Raw genomic sequence first — 14910 nt, 5'->3', positions numbered from 1 at the left:
TTTCATTTGACCAATATACGGTAGAAACAGCCAATCACTCCAACGCATATTAAGAATCCGAATATGCGCAAAACGCATAAACTCCAAAAGGTACGGACACACTTTCTCCCTTAGTCTTACGTCGAGGACCGATCTCAATTTAATGGGAGAAAGTGTGTCCGTACCTTTTGGATTCTCAGTGAGTTGTCGTTTAATTCTCATTCGACTTTCATAAACGAGAATGACTTTCAAAATCTTGGATATCTGCCGATAGGCTTTTTAACCTATAACAGTTGGAGGTGCCCGTGAGCCTAGTGCAACTTATCTCTGGAACCGAATGCAAAGTCTCTGTCGTTACGATGGAGGCTCTAAATCTGATCAACGGGATTTTATCCCCGTCCACTTCTCGCCAAGAAGTTTACCGCCTATGCTGCAAAGCCGGCATTTGTCCTGTCACTCTTCTCCGTCCTAAAAGATAGTCGCACCCGTATCGGCTAACCTCAGTATCATGGAAGCGGCCCTCTGGCAGGCCGCTGCTCCTAATTCTTTCTCGAAATGATTTTGAATCTGATCGTAGACTTTAATCAAAGTCAGAGCTTTCTTTTTTCCTTCAGGTTTAAGCTCGATAAAAAACTTTCGTGCATCCTTGGGATCCAGAACCCTTTTCACCCAGCCTTTGTATTCCAGATGCGAAAGGATGTGGCTCATATTCCCGCGGGAGGTTTTAAACTGCTCGGCTAACCCCGAAGGACTCAGATCAGAACGCCCTTCAAAAAATAGAGCCGTTAAAACGAGCCCCTGCAGAAGATTGACGTCTTCTTTCTTAAGCCGTTTGTTCATGTACGGAATTGTCGCCTCATAGGCGGAGTTGATAGCGAATACGGGGCTGTGTTCAAGATATTTGGAGATCTTCATAGGCCGATATTAGTTTAGCCATTCAACTATTGATAACAAAAATTGCTTCTTTGTGATTTTTTTTACGCTGATTCCCCCTTATTCTTTTCGAAAAAAACAGGGGGCCTAAATGACTGCCGCGAAATCTTTTATCCCATCAATAGTTCTTAAATATGGAAATAAAATCAGCCACAACATTGCTGCGACACTGATTGGCGCTTTGATCATTGCTGCTGTGGCGCAGATCAAGATTCCCCTTCCCTTCACGCCGGTACCGATCACGGGTCAAACATTTGGCGTGGCTTTGATTCATTGTTGTGGGGAAAGACCCGGGGGTTCTCTGCGGTGGTGATTTACCTGCTTTTCACCGCGACTCACATGAGTTTTGGCCCCACCAGTGGGTATCTGATGGGTATGCTTATCGCTTCGTATTTAATGGGTGACTTGGCAGATCGCGGGTGGACGAAAAAATTTTGGAGCACGTGGCTTGCTGCATTTTTCGGAAGCTGTGTGATCTTGTCCTGCGGTGTTTTGGTTCTTTCCTTTTACATGCCTCACGAGACTTTATTTCTGACGGGCGTTTTACCTTTTCTGCCTGGGGATTTTCTAAAGACTCTGTTGGCGTGCTTTATTGTTAGACAAGTGGAGAGATGAGTTAAAAAAAAATCCACGGCTTTTAATCCGTGGATTTTCTTTGATGCTCTAAACATATTCCCACGCTCCAAACTCGCTGGAGAAAGTGTGTCCGTACCTAAATGCCTAAATGCGGGATTCTAGGAATTCGATTAAGCATTGTACAGGTTGACCGGATCCGCCGCTGCTGCCGATCGCCCCACCCGCACGGTCTGCCCAAGCGTACACGTCCAAGTGCGCCCATTTTTTGCCGCCCACAAATTTTTGTAGGAACAAAGCTGCTGTGATCGCTCCACCGAAACCGCCGCCAGAGTTTTTGCAGTCTGCAAACGGTGACGACAAATCGCTCCAGTATTTATCGAACAAAGGCATACGCCAGTTCAAATCACCTGCGCGCTGGCCGGCTTTGGTCAGTTCGTTTGCCAAGTCATCGTCATTTGCAAAAAGACCTGCGATCTCTGCACCCAAACCGACTTTGATTGCACCCGTTAAGGTTGCTACGTCGATTACGTATTCAGGATCATCGGAACCTTTTTGTTTGCAAGCGACATCCAAAACGTCTGCCAATACCAAGCGGCCTTCGGCATCGGTGTTGTCGATTTCAACTTTCATTCCATTACGAGCCGTGACGATATCACCAGGACGGAAGGCATTGGCGTCGACGGCATTCTCAGCCAAAGCCAAATAGAAATCCAAAGGCCCCGGGTACTGAGATTCAGAAGCCCACAAAGCCAAAGCGATCACACTCGCCGCTCCACCCATATCTTTTTTCATCAAGCGCATCGCTGATGAAGGCTTGATATCTAAACCGCCGGTGTCGAAAGTAATCCCTTTACCAACGAAAGCGACAGGTTTCAGACCTGATTTCTTCGTCGGACGGTATTTCATATGAACCATGCGAGGGCCGTTCGCAGCGCCCATGCCTACTGACAGGTGCAAACCCATTTTTTCAGCTGCAAGTTTTCTGTCATCCCAAACAGTCACCTTCAAGTTTTTACCAAAAGGAAGTTTCTTGGTCGCCATTTCCGAGAAGGTTCTTGGATTCAAATCATTTGGAGGCATGTTAACCAAGTGGCGAGCCAACGTCACCGCACGCGCACGAACAGAGGCTTCTTTAATCAGAGATTTATCGAAATCCTCGGAAGATTTGATCAAAGACACTTTGGGCATATCGGCCAAGTGTTTACCGTCAACGAATTGGCGATAGTTGTAGGGAGCCATATCTAAACCAACTAAGGCACCCAACTCTTGAGCTTTTTCAGTTCCAAAGAACTCGATACGCAACGATTTTAACTGGTGTGATTTAAAATGCGGAACCAAAAGGCCGAATTGATCGCGCGACCATGTGTACGTCGCCTCATCCAATAGACCATCATGGCCCACAGAATTTTTGCCTTTAGGACGTAAAATCCAAACCGGCCCCTGAAGACCCACGAAATGGTTCAGATCTTTGTCGTTCTTTTTGATGGATTCCATTTGCCATGCCAAGGCATGCTCTTCCACCAAGCCCTGAAGCTTATTGGAGTCATCGGCACCCAGGAAATAGACGAAGCCTGTCATTTCGTTTTTGACTTTAAGTTCCTTGCCGATATCAAATGTTTCAATCCAAGAACGGATTTGAAGCTTTGCGGATGCTTTTGGCGCCGCTGCCTTCTTTTTTGCCACGAGACCCTCACTTTTTCTTTGTGATTAAGACAGAAAAATCCCTAAAATAGTAATATGACGTGGACCGAGACCACAAACCTTAAATTTTGCTTACTCAATGCAGAGAATCTGTTTCTGCTTTTTGACGAGCCGCCCACACCTGAGGTCCTCAAGTACAATGAGCGTCAATGGCAAGGTCAGTCCATTTCCATTTATGAGAATAAGTCCTTAAAGAAGTGCGAGGACATCGCAAAAAGCCTGATCGAAATCAATGCCGATATCATAATGCTTTGCGAAGTTGGCGGTTTTGAGTCCCTTAAAAACTTCAACCATCTCTTTATGAACGACGCCTACTCGCCATGTTTGATTGAAGGAAATTCGGATCGCAACATCGACGTGGGCTTTTTGATCCGCAAAGGTCTTCCCTTTTACTTTGATCTTTTGTCGAACAAGGCGCGCCTGATCAATTATCTTTACCCTCACGAGCGCCAAAGCTTGAACAGTGGTTATCAAGTCAAAGGTGGCAAAGTGACCACCAGTCATAAATTCTCCCGCGATGTGGTGGAATTGCGCCTGTTTAAGCAAGACAAAGACAAACCCTTTATGATCGTGCTTTTAACTCACTTAAAATCACGTTTGGATCCGGAACGCATCGATCCAAATGGTTTTGAACGCCGCCAGGCAGAACTGCGCACTCTTTTAGAAATCTATCGTGAGCTGGAAGAAAAAAATCCGCAGATCCCGATTATGGTGGCAGGCGATTTCAACGGAAATGCCGGGATCTTAAACACGGATGAGGAATTTCGGGACATTTATACGTCCACGGGGCTTAAAGATGTTTTTGAAGTTGCGAACTTAAGCGCTGAAGAGCGCGCCACATTTTATCAAGTGAAAAGCAGTGCTCGCACCGAAGGACGCCAAATCGACTTTGCGTTTTTGTCACCATTGATGCAAACGCTTTTAAAACCTGGCTCTGCCAAAGCGTTCCGTTACCGAGACGAATTCGGCAGTGAACGCGGGATTCCACAAAACATGGAAGCCAAAATGCGCATCCCCTCGGACCACTATCCCATCGTCTTCGAAATCGAAAATATTGTATTACGTTAAACCTGGCCTGCCACGCCGAAGCTTAAGGAAGGCGAGTTTTCGTTGCCCGTATTCACGGAATTCGCTATTCTTGATTTATGGGTATGCAGAAAACAGTTGTTCCAGAATTCAAAATTTCAGCCAAAGTCGTTTACGTCCCTTCCGAATCCAATGCGGAAAAGGGCTATCACTTCTTTGCCTATAAAATTGCGATCACGAACCAAGGCTCTGCCCCTGCTCAATTAATGAGCCGTCATTGGATCATCACCGATGCTTTGGGTAAAAAAGAAGAAGTTCGTGGACCCGGCGTTATCGGCATGCAACCAAAAATCCAACCCGGCCAAACTTTTGAATACGATAGCGCTTGCCCTTTGAATACGACAACGGGAAGCATGCAAGGTCGCTATCACTTTGCCACTGAAGATGGCCAAAGCTTCACCGTGGACATTCCAGAGTTTTATCTGGTAGCGCCCACGTCATTGCACTAATCCCTAACTATTGGCGCATTTCTTCGGGTGCAATTCTTTCGCAGATTTGATCACTCAGGTCTTTAAGGTCTGCGAGTTCATCTTTACGCGGAAAATACTCTCTTAAAATAATCGTGCCTTGATCATGGGGAAGCCATGGGAGTTTCAGCTCGACAAACTCCCCGCGAGCGACGCGGTAGGTTTTCTTAACTTCCAGTTCTATCTTTGAGCCCCAGGGAACACAGGTGTTGCCCTCATCCTCAAACCCGCTAAAGTCTTCTCCGCGGTAGGCAACGAAATCAATTTCCAAAGCATCCGCCTCTTGAGTGCCAGCCATCATCGAGCAAAAAGCGCGGTTCGGTCCTTGATTCTTGATACTACTCCAATAGGAGTTCACGATGCGTGCTTCGCCAGGCTGTAAAGAGAATTGGTTCATGTAGTGATAATTCCAGGCATTCACTTTGCCTTCGGTCTTTAAATACATGCAGCTCACATGATTGACGTCTTCGATGGCATTAGAAACATGTGCTGATAACATCAATAGCGAACTTAAAATCATCGCGCGCATACATTCCCCTGTTCTTTAAGAACTTAAATTCATTATTAATTCAGCGCCCTGTCAACGCCTGCTAAGGGTTCCTGAGGGCAGCGAATGGTTGCGGCCTCTTTTTCGTGAGTGATGACAAAAAGGTCTAGTTTTTGAAAGCCGCTCTGGTAAACGCAAAGCCGCTTGTGTTAGACCCTAGCCACCAAATTGTGGAGACCCCGATGCCAGTATTTAAAACTCTAAGAGACCTTTTGAAAGTTCCCAAAAAAGAACTTTGTCTGTGCATGATCGTTTCTGAACAAGAGGGTGCTGAGATTTGGGTCAATGGCGAACAGACAGCGTTTGTTACTCCCCGCATGGTGGCGATTCCCCAGAATGAAGATGTGGAAATCGAAGTTCGCTTAGTCGGTCATGAGCCTCGCCGCGCAACCGTTCGCTCCCCGCAAAAGCTGAGTTATTACTATTGCAACCTGGATCGCGTTCCTCTTAGACTGGTACGCGATGAAATCGACAACTGTGCCTCTTTATAAAGAAACGAAACGCCTGATCCTTCGCCACCTTGAGCCCTATGACTACGAAAATTGGTCTCAAGCTTTCAGTAGCATGCGCCCACCGCAAAGCGAGTGGGATGAAACCAGTTGGACACTATCAGAACTTACCAAGGCGAAATTCAAAGAAAAATTGAAAAAAGAATCTAAACGCCGCGCCGCTGATTCTGCCTATGAGCTAAGTGTCTTTAGAAAAGATGATGGCATGTTGATTGGTCACGTCGCTATTGATGGCATCATCCGTGGAAATTTTCAAAACGGTATTTTAGGATATCGCATCTTCAATAATTTTTGGGGAGAGGGATATGCCACGGAAGCCTGCGCGGCTGCCATGCAATTGGCATTTAAAGAATTAAAACTTCACCGTGTTGAAGCTTTCATTGAGCCCGACAACAAGCCTTCACTTAAGGTTGCTAAGAAAATCAAACTTCGCAAAGAAGGTCTTAGTGTTCGTCGTATATTTTGGAAGAAAAAATGGATCGATCTTACCGTTTTCGCCGCTACGAGCGAAGATTACGGAATTAAGTATAAATTTCCACCAAAACAGAAATAATTGGCGCCCTTCGTCTATGTGAACTGACACCTTACCTAAAGTTCACTGGAAGTCACTCCTTGAGGAGATCAGAATCATATGCAGGATCTGATCCTCATAACAAAGGAGTTAGTTATGGCCCAACCAGCAACATACTCTCAGGCGAAATCGACTGCTAACAATGCAGCCTCGAAACTGCAAAGCGGTTATAAAGAAATTCAAGGAAGAGCTCGTGAAGCACTCGATACCTCTTCTGATTTCGTATCTGATCATCCTGTCAGCTCAGTTCTTGGCGCTTGCGCCGTGGGATTTGTAGCCGGCATGTTGATCCGTTCACGCCGCTGGTAAGACAGCAACGAGGGCTTTTCCGAGGCACCCCGTGGAAAAGCCCTTCGTTCAACTCCACTTCATCTAGATTTTTTTGACAACTCACAATTCAATTCACAGCTTCGGAGGCGTTTTTCATGTTCAAAATTATTTCCAGCATTATCGGACTTTTTATGGGCTCAGGATCTCCTTTTAGTAAAGGACTCAGCATCGATTTCAAAGGCATTCAAGCAAGCGTCTTCGATGAACTTGCTGTCAGAGCCCGCAAACCTGTACTTCTCATGTTGCTGGGAATAGGTTCGATCGTATTCTTTTGTTTTGGTTCATTCATGGCGATCCTGGATGCCACTCGCCAATATGATCGCACCGGGCAGATTTACGGAACAGCTACTCTTTGGACCGGCATCATCCTAGCCGCAGTAACAGCCGGTGGATATGCGTGGATCTTTATGCGCGAGTGGCCGGGTCTAAAAAAAGTAAATGCGCAGAAAAAGGCAGAAGAAGAAGAAGCCGAAGAACGCGAGCAACGTGAGCGCAACCAGCCTTATCAACCTTCAGATGTTGAAGGAGCTATCGCGGCAGTCTTGATGGATTTTGTTGAAAGCCGCAAACACAGACGTGAACATCGCTATGCGGAGCGCGAACAACGTCGCGCCGAACGTGAAGCCCGTCGCGCCGCTCGCTTTGAGCAACGCGAAGCTTGGAAGAACGAACAGAATCCGTCTTCCCCCGAAACTCCACGTCATTAGTAGTTTTTGTATAAGCGCCAGCCCTTCACCACAGCGGTGAAGCTGGCGCCACTGGATGAGTTCAACAAAGAACCCGAAAAGACATAATTGATCGGATCCACACTCGTCACACCCGAAGTTTCCACCGGCACATCAAACTGAAATTGTTGACGCTGCTTCTGGGAAATATTGATCAATGGATAATAAGTGAAAATATCAAAGTTATTCCTGTGAGTTCTAAAACTTAAAGAACTTCCCGGCGGTAAATCTGAATCCGCAAAGAACACAATCTCCAATGTCGCCTTGGCCGCTTTCGTGGGAACTAAGGGATCCATTCGCAAATAGGTGACCTTGCGATCGTTCTTATCAAAGCGAAAATCTTTTTCAGTCAGTGGCGCATTCAGGTAAATGCATTCCCCGTTTCCGACATCACGAAAGCGCATAATATCGCCGTTAAAGACCGCGATAAACCAAAGCATTTCACTTTTCTGCGTATAGCCCGCAGGCAAAATCGGAGTGCCGCCTGAAGGAGTTCCCAGCAGCGCCATGCCGCTCCCGTCTGCCTTGGCGATGACATAAATATCCAGACCTTTGGTAAAACTGCGCCCCAGATTTCTATCCACGCCGCCTGCTCCGACAGTTCCTAATTGCAAACGCAATTGAGACATGATCGGAAGAGTGTTAAGGCTTTGAGGCCCTTGCATGATAACTGACGGAGCGAGACCAAACCCTTTCAACCGCAATGTGGATTTGTCATAGCGATCAAAGGTCAGACCCCGCTGACTGTAGGCATTTGAATTGATAACGGTGATTTGATCGCCACCCTGAGCAGACTTGCCCGGAGTCGCAGGCCCTAAGCTATCCACCAGGGCCTTTTTTTCTTGAGGTGAGAGACTAACAGGTGCGGGAGCTTCTTTTTTTGTACAAGCAGAGAAGCACAACACAGTTGCCAACACTAAGATTATTCGATTCATTGAACTCCCCACCTACGTTCCCGTTTTTTTTTATAATTACATGCTGCAAGAGCCGCCGGCTCCGCCGCCATCGCCGCCGCCGTCTTTACCTTGGCCGCCGCCGCCACCATCACCGTCGCGACCGTTGCCATCGGAACCCGAACCGTTAGAACCGCTATTCACAGCCACCTTCATGCAGATGACTTTTCCAGAAGTATCCACACCCGTCATATAAGAACCGGATTCACAGATAAGATCTGCTGACGCTTCCGTCACACTGCCGGTGACAACTGTCTGATTGTTATTCTGATTCAAAACGTTGTTAGTCACTTGAGTGTTGTAGTAACTTGCCAGCGCCACAGTCACTGTGTCAGTAATTGGACGAAGCTCCACACCTCTCGCTTTGGACAAATCTGTGTGATAGTCGATTTGCACGAACACATTCATCGCCTGAGCTTTCGGGCAAGACGCCACCGCCGTTGCACCACCACAGATCAATTGCATTTGCGAAGAGATCTTTAATGGACAAGACACATTCCACTCTTTGCAAGGTTTCCCTTGAAGATCATAGAATACGTTCTTACCAGCAAGTGGAACCCCCAGGGCGTCGACCAATTTGAAATCAGCCTTCGTCGTTGAGCAGTTGTTGGTATTTAAGCAGGTGCTTAACAGAGGGTTTTCTGTCAGCATGGCGCTTTTTAGAATCGCCGCCCCGTTGATGGCATTCATGCGCACTTGGTTACGCATGGACTCGACACCGCTTTTAGCAGAGTACACAGAAACGTCTTTCTGCATTCTTACCATTAGCGTTGTCATGACGATGGAAAGTAAAGCCACCAACCCCGTCGCAACCAAAACCTCTACCAATGTAAAACCCTTACTTGATAACTGGTTTTTCATAACTCACCTCGCGGAATAGTTTCGCGTTGTTTTAAGTTCTAAAATTCTAAATTTAAAATCCGTCATAGGAACATCGGTATTAACGACGTTCAAAATGTTTTCATCCACAGCCAGATTTGGAACATCTTTAACCACCGAGATCACTTGTCCCGACTTCGCAGCCATCGGCACGTAAAAGCGAACCACCTCTTGGCCGTCAGCGGTATTCAATGCAATCCAACCAGGCTTGTTTAAGCTTGAAGTCAGCATCAAGCGGAACTCCACCTTGATAGATCCCATGTTCTGGGGCACCCGGCCCTGCAAAGAAAACTGCTTGGCGATTTCTTTAAAGCCATCATATCCCTGCTGGAACAAGTACATGAACTCGCCATCACCCATATCTTTAAAAGGCTGAATCGCGCCGTTTTTAACTTCGAAAGCTCCCAGGGATTCACTTCTTAAAACATAAAACTCAGGAAGCACAATCTGCTGCCCCATAGGAGCGATGACAAGCTTGGCCTTTTTCCCAAACTCTTGAGAAATCACATACAACTCAACCGGCCCCGAAAAATTTGCGGGAGCCGAGCGCAATACACCCGATGTTAAAAACTGATCTGAAAGCTGGGCACGCAAAGGGTACTGAATCAATATGGAAAGAATCTGTTTTTTACCCAGTACTGCCACTTCAGACAGTTTACCCGTTGGAATCAAATCCACAGTATTGCCCGATTGCTGAAAGCGAAAACCCCTTTGTTGAAAGCCTTTGCCATTCACGATCAAGGCATGGCTCACCGAAGTGAACAGTGCCAAAACAGTTAGAATGGATAAAACTTTAAAATTCTTCATAAGCTCTCGTTAGGCACAAATCGGTTTGTTATTCACTAAATCCACACCACGCATCAACTGCCCTGTCGGACAGGTCAGGTTCTTAAGACTTTTATTTCCTTCTTGCGATCCCGAAAGCGGCAACAAGGACGTTTCGATCACTTCACGAAGTCCATAAGCTGCAACTTTGTTCGCGATGCCTGGGAAGATTTCAATCTTGGTGACAAGATAAACACCGCCCGCATAAATGCATTGAGGAGCGCCACGGTTGCATACAGCCTTGGCGACGGCTGAAACCTTGAACGGACATTCAGCACTCCAGGATGCGCACGATGTCCCCTTATAGGTATAAAATGTATTGGCAGAAGCCACGGGTTTGGTGTTGGGAAGTGCCAGGGAAAAATCCACCGTGGTGCCATTCACGCATTTGGCTGTACCTAAAATGCAATCTTTAATTCCTGCATTTTCCGGAAGTGTCGCGCTGTAATTCACCGCCGCACGATTCAAAGCCAGCAGACGTACGTTGCCTTTCAGCTCTTCAAGTTCTGCGCGGTTTTTGATGACTTCCAATTGTTGAGTCATTTGATACATCTGAGTTGCAAACAAATAGCCGCCGACACTTACGAGGCCTATCACCACCATAAGCTCAACAAGAGTCATCCCCTTGTTATTCAACTTTTTTGTTTGCACATTTTTGAACACAATCCCCCCCGGATTGATTTCAATTAATTCGCCGACAAGCGAATCACACTGCCATACTCCATGTTTATAAAAATATTATTTTTATAAACGGTTGGAGCCCCCGTCATAAAACCTTGAACTGTCCATGTTTTTAAAACTTTGCCGTCCTGGGCACGCATCAGACACAACTGATTCATTTCACACATCTGTAAAAAGGCCCATTCGTTTTCAGAAACACGAACAGCCGTTGCACTCTGAAGATTAAGAACTTTGGAGTCGAAAATCTCGTGTGACCACAAGACTTTACCCGTTTCCATATTGTAAACAACAAAGCCCGATTTTTCACCATGATAGTTAATCCCAATCAGAGAACTACCAGGAACGATTGCAGGCGAAGACTGACTCACTCCGGGAATTTTCACCTGCCAAGCGGGCTTCATCGTTGTCAAGTCCACTGCCTCAAAACGAGAACCCCAGGAGGAGAAGAATAATTTCCCATCAGCAATTGCCGCCGTCCCCTTCATCGCTCCACCTGCATCTCCGGTCCATAACAAGGCCCCGGTATCCATGTGAAAGGCAAACATGCGACCGTTGTTGGCGCCAACAAAAACACGACGGTGTTCAGGATCCAAAGTGACGCTCGAGTGAATTTGCTCTCCGACCCAAGGGCTTTGCCATTTAATTTCACCCGTTGTGCCATTAAGGCGTGCAACGTAACCATTCACATCCGATGTTTCAATCGAAACGAAAAAATCATTTTCAAAGAATGTCGGTGACGAACCCATGGCTTCAGCCAGGCGGATAATCCAAATCGGTTCACCATTTGTTTTTTTCAGACAGTAAAAAAACCCGTTATAGGATCCAAAGCACACGCGATCTTTGATCAGAATCGCCGAACCATGGATCCCGTTATCAGTTCGCGAGGTGAAAAACTTCCAGCGAACTTTTCCGTCCAGATCAAAAGCATAAAACCAGCCGTCATCACCGCCCACATAAAGACCGGAATCATCTACTGCAGGCGTCGCTTTGCTGGCACGGTGAACCGAATAATTGATTTCTTCAGACGTCCATCGGACTTTCATGTTTTGATAGTTTTTTAAAATCTCATTCGAATAGCCCTGGCGATGAACATTACCCCGGTACATCCACGTGACGTCTTGATCGGTTAGAGCATCACCGCTTGCCCCCGAAGTCAGTTGCGGAACCATGTGATAGGTTCGCGAAGGACTGCCATCATGATAAATAGAGGAACTCTGCCGCGAAAGCGTGGGTAAGTTTAGTAACACGAAGGCACCAAAGCTGATCGTGAAAGCTGCAAACAAGATCCACTGAATAAGGTGACGTCGTGATTTTACCATTGGATCCACTCGTTTCGCCCAAAGGAATTAAATTTGTAATTCCCCGTACAGAAATCTTTGATATTCACGATCTCTTTAAATTCCGCATCAGTTTGACGGCGCACCATCAAGCTTAAGCGAACATTTTTAAAGTCCGGTTGATCCTTTAAGGATTCGCAAGCGGCTTTCGCCCGAGAAAAGTAAAGATACGGTTCACAACGAATGCGCATCGCCGCAGGTTGCAACCCTGAAGCGAATTCTTCGTAGCGATCTTTGTACTCTGCGATCATGATGTGATCACACTCGACACGGGCATCGTACATATTTAGTGAAAGCACCCGGCCCTCACCTGTCACTGCAGCATCTTTACTTAACAGCAGAGGATAAAACTGAGCTGCCCAAAAAAGCAGAACCACAGTGACCAGCGCCCAGTGAGTTTGCTTCGATTCAGTTGGAGCTTTATCGGAAGCCTCTCCCCAGATCCAGCTCAACGGAAAGATTGGCAGCAAGCAGGACATGGTTGTTGGGTAGTAATAACCCACCCAATACCAGGACGAAGCATGGAACAAGATAAAGAATCCAAAGACCGTCCAGGCCATCCACGAACGGCGACCTAATAAAAACCAGCTTAGTCCGACTTCCAGATAGATAACCGCAGAGCAGGCGATAACCACCAACCACGAAGGCCAGCTGCCGACATCATAGATCGCTCCCCCGGTCATCCATTCCATATTGCGCAATTTCAATAACCCGGCGGCACAGTAAAAAGTCACGATCAGAACTTTGATGAAAATTTCTTTTCGCGGGAAAAACAGATAAACAATGCCGATGATGAACGGCATGTAGTGATAGTTCCCCATCAGGCGATAGTCGATCAACAGCAGTCCATACTTCACAATGAACAATGCAATAAGACCGAAGTACGCCAAGCGCACTCGCCCCTTCCACATCAACGTGAAAACCCCAAGGGCAAGTCCCAGGTAGGCCCACAAGGACACCATCGCGGCCGTTCTATTAGGGAATCGCCAGAAGGAGCAATCCTCCATGAAAGACCAACACAGGGGTGAAGGTGCATTGTTCAAATAAAAATCAAAGACAGCACTGTGATTCCAGAAATAGAAAGTCAGAAAATGAACCACCACCAGGAAAAATCCATAGGTTCGCAAAACACGGCTTTGCTGAATTTCCTCAATTTGGCGGTTTAGGTAGTTCAAAATCATTTACTTGCCTGATACGTCCCGGATTGTTGTTTGGTTGGGGCACCTGTGCAGTTTTCGAAAGTGGTCCCGATCAAAACGACTTTGTTCCAATCGATGTTTTCGAGCTTACAATTTTTAAACTTTGAAAAGATGATACTGGCACCTTTAAGCTTCACCCCATCCCAATGCACGTTTTCCAAGGTGACGCTGTCCATTTGAATGGCGCGAGCATCGACATCAGTAAAGCGCACGTCTTTCAGGACTGACTGGCCAAAGTGGGCTCCGCGCAAATCCACGTGAGAAAGTTGAACGTCTTTAAAACGGTAATCGATGAAATAGGCGCGAGTGAATTCACTGTGCTTGATGTTCAAGCTCTGCCAGCTGCCGTGCAGGAAGTTTACGTTACCCGTTTTTAGCACTTCAATATTTTGATCTTTGAAATTTTCGTCGTACAGAGTGACACGGCCGAACTCCCCGCCGCTGCGAAATTTTTGAACAATTTCATGGGGAGCTTTCAGGCGATCTTCAGGGGCGCAATAAGCGTCAGCCCACACCACTTGCGATGTGAAACTTAAAGCACAGATGGCAATCGATAAGAGCGACCGGATCATGTGTTCCCCCGCTGAATATTTTATGCCATTTCACAGAGCGAAAAAATGACTTTTCCAAATATCGGGGGTGGAGTCTAGGAGGATTCTCAGCCTGAGACGGTTAGATAAACAAAGGTTAATCGGGAGTAACTATTTGTGCAGCTAAGCCACGACTTTAATCGCGATAAAGACGGCGACGCCGGCCAGAATCAGAAGCCCCGCCATAAAGGCAAGATCGGCTATTTTCTCTAAAGAGCGATATTTTGCCGAACGAAGACTCGCATAGGAGCAGACACTGGAGATCAGAAAAATCACGATCGTAACCGCCGTGCACTCATCTAAAACAGTGGCTTCGACTTTATCCATAAAATGCGCCATGGAGAAAATAAGAAAGCAAATCCCCAAAAGATTAGCCGAGGTTGGCAAGATATGATTGGCTACGGACTCTTTGGTGTTATTGGTGTCATTCATGGGGCGCGCATGAAGGTCTTCCACGTGCCCTCTTCGGTACGTTGATAAACGAATCTTTCATGAAGTCGACCGTTGTGACCAAACCAAAATTCGATTTCAGTCGGAATCACCAACCACCCACCCCAATGCGGAGGACGTGGAACGGGTTGACCCTCGAACTGTTTTTCATACTCTTGCACACGACGGGCAAGATGATCATAGTCTGGGATTTCTTCGCTTTGATTGGATGCCCAGCCACCGATTTGACTGAGGCGAGCTCGGGTATTCCAATAAGCATCGCTTTCTTCAGGATTCACTTTAACAGCCATTCCCGTCACGCGAACTTGTTGCCAGATGGCTGGCCAATAGAAATTCAGGCACACATTGGGATTATCCTCGATATCAAGGCCCTTGTGGCTATGATAGTTCCCATAAAAAACAAAACCCTCTGGAGTTCTGTCTTTCATATAGACAATTCTCACAGAGGGAATGCCCCTATCATCCACGGTCGCAACTGACATTGCATTTGCTTCCGGGATTTGTTTTTCGATCGCCTCTTTAAGAAGGCGATCGAAATGAAGATAAGGGTCGATAGTTAGATCAAACATCTT

At 46.6% G+C, this 14910-nt stretch carries 20 protein-coding genes; 8 read left to right on the top strand and 12 right to left on the bottom strand.

Going from position 1 to position 14910, the window contains the following annotated elements:
- Nucleotides 1-447: 447 nt before the first annotated feature.
- Nucleotides 448-894, bottom strand: coding sequence for a MarR family winged helix-turn-helix transcriptional regulator (locus ACLSU7_RS18270; RefSeq protein WP_413293331.1), 447 nt, complete (start codon nt 892-894; stop codon nt 448-450).
- 109 nt (nt 895-1003) lie between these two features.
- Here ACLSU7_RS18270 and ACLSU7_RS18265 point away from each other — a divergent pair, with 109 nt between their 5' ends.
- Nucleotides 1004-1225, top strand: a complete 222-nt coding sequence (locus ACLSU7_RS18265; protein ID WP_413293330.1) for a hypothetical protein — start codon at nt 1004-1006, stop codon at nt 1223-1225.
- Nucleotides 1219-1527, top strand: coding sequence for a biotin transporter BioY (locus tag ACLSU7_RS18260; RefSeq protein ID WP_413293329.1), 309 nt, complete (start codon nt 1219-1221; stop codon nt 1525-1527). Before ACLSU7_RS18265 ends, ACLSU7_RS18260 begins: the two co-directional genes overlap by 7 nt.
- Nucleotides 1528-1632: 105 nt before the next feature.
- Here the strand turns inward: ACLSU7_RS18260 and ACLSU7_RS18255 are convergent, their stop codons facing one another.
- Nucleotides 1633-3171 carry a M17 family metallopeptidase gene (locus ACLSU7_RS18255; protein WP_413293328.1) on the bottom strand — a complete coding sequence of 513 codons (1539 nt, stop codon included), beginning with the start codon at nt 3169-3171 and terminating at the stop codon, nt 1633-1635.
- Between the two features lie 54 nt (nt 3172-3225).
- Between ACLSU7_RS18255 and ACLSU7_RS18250 the strand changes: the two genes are divergently transcribed.
- Nucleotides 3226-4257, top strand: coding sequence for an endonuclease/exonuclease/phosphatase family protein (locus ACLSU7_RS18250; RefSeq protein ID WP_413293327.1), 1032 nt, complete (start codon nt 3226-3228; stop codon nt 4255-4257).
- 77 nt (nt 4258-4334) lie between these two features.
- A complete protein-coding gene (gene apaG / locus ACLSU7_RS18245; RefSeq protein ID WP_413293326.1) occupies nt 4335-4724 on the top strand; it encodes a Co2+/Mg2+ efflux protein ApaG in 390 nt (129 codons plus the stop codon).
- 7 nt (nt 4725-4731) lie between these two features.
- On the opposite strand, the gene ACLSU7_RS18240 is transcribed toward apaG, so the two are convergent.
- Nucleotides 4732-5271, bottom strand: coding sequence for a hypothetical protein (locus tag ACLSU7_RS18240; RefSeq protein ID WP_413293325.1), 540 nt, complete (start codon nt 5269-5271; stop codon nt 4732-4734).
- 200 nt (nt 5272-5471) lie between these two features.
- Between ACLSU7_RS18240 and ACLSU7_RS18235 the strand changes: the two genes are divergently transcribed.
- The 4 genes from ACLSU7_RS18235 (at nt 5472) to ACLSU7_RS18220 (ending at nt 7406) form a co-directional block, all read left to right on the top strand.
- On the top strand, nt 5472-5780 hold the full coding sequence (locus ACLSU7_RS18235) for a hypothetical protein (protein WP_413293324.1): 309 nt from the start codon (nt 5472-5474) through the stop codon (nt 5778-5780).
- Nucleotides 5752-6351 carry a GNAT family N-acetyltransferase gene (locus ACLSU7_RS18230; RefSeq protein WP_413293323.1) on the top strand — a complete coding sequence of 200 codons (600 nt, stop codon included), beginning with the start codon at nt 5752-5754 and terminating at the stop codon, nt 6349-6351. Before ACLSU7_RS18235 ends, ACLSU7_RS18230 begins: the two co-directional genes overlap by 29 nt.
- A 114-nt stretch (nt 6352-6465) precedes the next feature.
- Nucleotides 6466-6678 (top strand): DUF883 family protein, encoded by a 213-nt coding sequence (locus tag ACLSU7_RS18225; protein WP_413293322.1) that lies wholly within the window; start codon nt 6466-6468, stop codon nt 6676-6678.
- Nucleotides 6679-6794: 116 nt separating this feature from the next.
- The gene (locus tag ACLSU7_RS18220; RefSeq protein ID WP_413293321.1) at nt 6795-7406 is read left to right on the top strand and encodes a hypothetical protein; all 612 of its coding nucleotides are present in this window, start codon (nt 6795-6797) and stop codon (nt 7404-7406) included.
- Here ACLSU7_RS18220 and ACLSU7_RS18215 read toward each other — a convergent pair.
- From ACLSU7_RS18215 to pdxH, 9 genes are all read right to left on the bottom strand, one after another.
- Nucleotides 7403-8359 (bottom strand): hypothetical protein, encoded by a 957-nt coding sequence (locus ACLSU7_RS18215; protein WP_413293320.1) that lies wholly within the window; start codon nt 8357-8359, stop codon nt 7403-7405. The genes ACLSU7_RS18220 and ACLSU7_RS18215 overlap by 4 nt on opposite strands.
- A gap of 36 nt (nt 8360-8395) precedes the next feature.
- Complete coding sequence (locus ACLSU7_RS18210; RefSeq protein ID WP_413293319.1) at nt 8396-9238, bottom strand: type II secretion system protein J; 843 nt, start codon at nt 9236-9238, stop codon at nt 8396-8398.
- Between the two features lie 3 nt (nt 9239-9241).
- On the bottom strand, nt 9242-10063 hold the full coding sequence (locus ACLSU7_RS18205) for a hypothetical protein (RefSeq protein ID WP_413293318.1): 822 nt from the start codon (nt 10061-10063) through the stop codon (nt 9242-9244).
- Nucleotides 10064-10072: 9 nt separating this feature from the next.
- Entirely contained in the window at nt 10073-10744 is a 672-nt protein-coding gene (locus tag ACLSU7_RS18200; protein ID WP_413293317.1) for a PilW family protein, read from the bottom strand.
- Nucleotides 10745-10767: 23 nt separating this feature from the next.
- Nucleotides 10768-12081 carry a PQQ-binding-like beta-propeller repeat protein gene (locus tag ACLSU7_RS18195; protein ID WP_413293316.1) on the bottom strand — a complete coding sequence of 438 codons (1314 nt, stop codon included), beginning with the start codon at nt 12079-12081 and terminating at the stop codon, nt 10768-10770.
- On the bottom strand, nt 12075-13280 hold the full coding sequence (locus tag ACLSU7_RS18190) for a hypothetical protein (protein WP_413293315.1): 1206 nt from the start codon (nt 13278-13280) through the stop codon (nt 12075-12077). Before ACLSU7_RS18190 ends, ACLSU7_RS18195 begins: the two co-directional genes overlap by 7 nt.
- Nucleotides 13277-13870: a pentapeptide repeat-containing protein gene (locus ACLSU7_RS18185; protein WP_413293314.1), complete on the bottom strand. Its 594-nt coding sequence runs from the start codon at nt 13868-13870 to the stop codon at nt 13277-13279. The genes ACLSU7_RS18190 and ACLSU7_RS18185 overlap by 4 nt, the downstream gene beginning before the upstream one ends.
- Before the next feature lie 141 nt (nt 13871-14011).
- Nucleotides 14012-14344, bottom strand: a complete 333-nt coding sequence (locus tag ACLSU7_RS18180) for a hypothetical protein (protein ID WP_413293313.1) — start codon at nt 14342-14344, stop codon at nt 14012-14014.
- Nucleotides 14317-14907: a pyridoxamine 5'-phosphate oxidase gene (gene pdxH, locus ACLSU7_RS18175; protein ID WP_413293312.1), complete on the bottom strand. Its 591-nt coding sequence runs from the start codon at nt 14905-14907 to the stop codon at nt 14317-14319. The genes ACLSU7_RS18180 and pdxH overlap by 28 nt, the downstream gene beginning before the upstream one ends.
- Nucleotides 14908-14910: the final 3 nt, after the last annotated feature.

Source organism: Bdellovibrio sp. HCB185ZH (assembly GCF_047302455.1).
Classification (GTDB): Bacteria; Bdellovibrionota; Bdellovibrionia; order Bdellovibrionales; family Bdellovibrionaceae; genus Bdellovibrio.
Note: the sequence above shows the minus strand (reverse complement) of the source record. Positions and strands in the feature narration are given on the sequence as shown.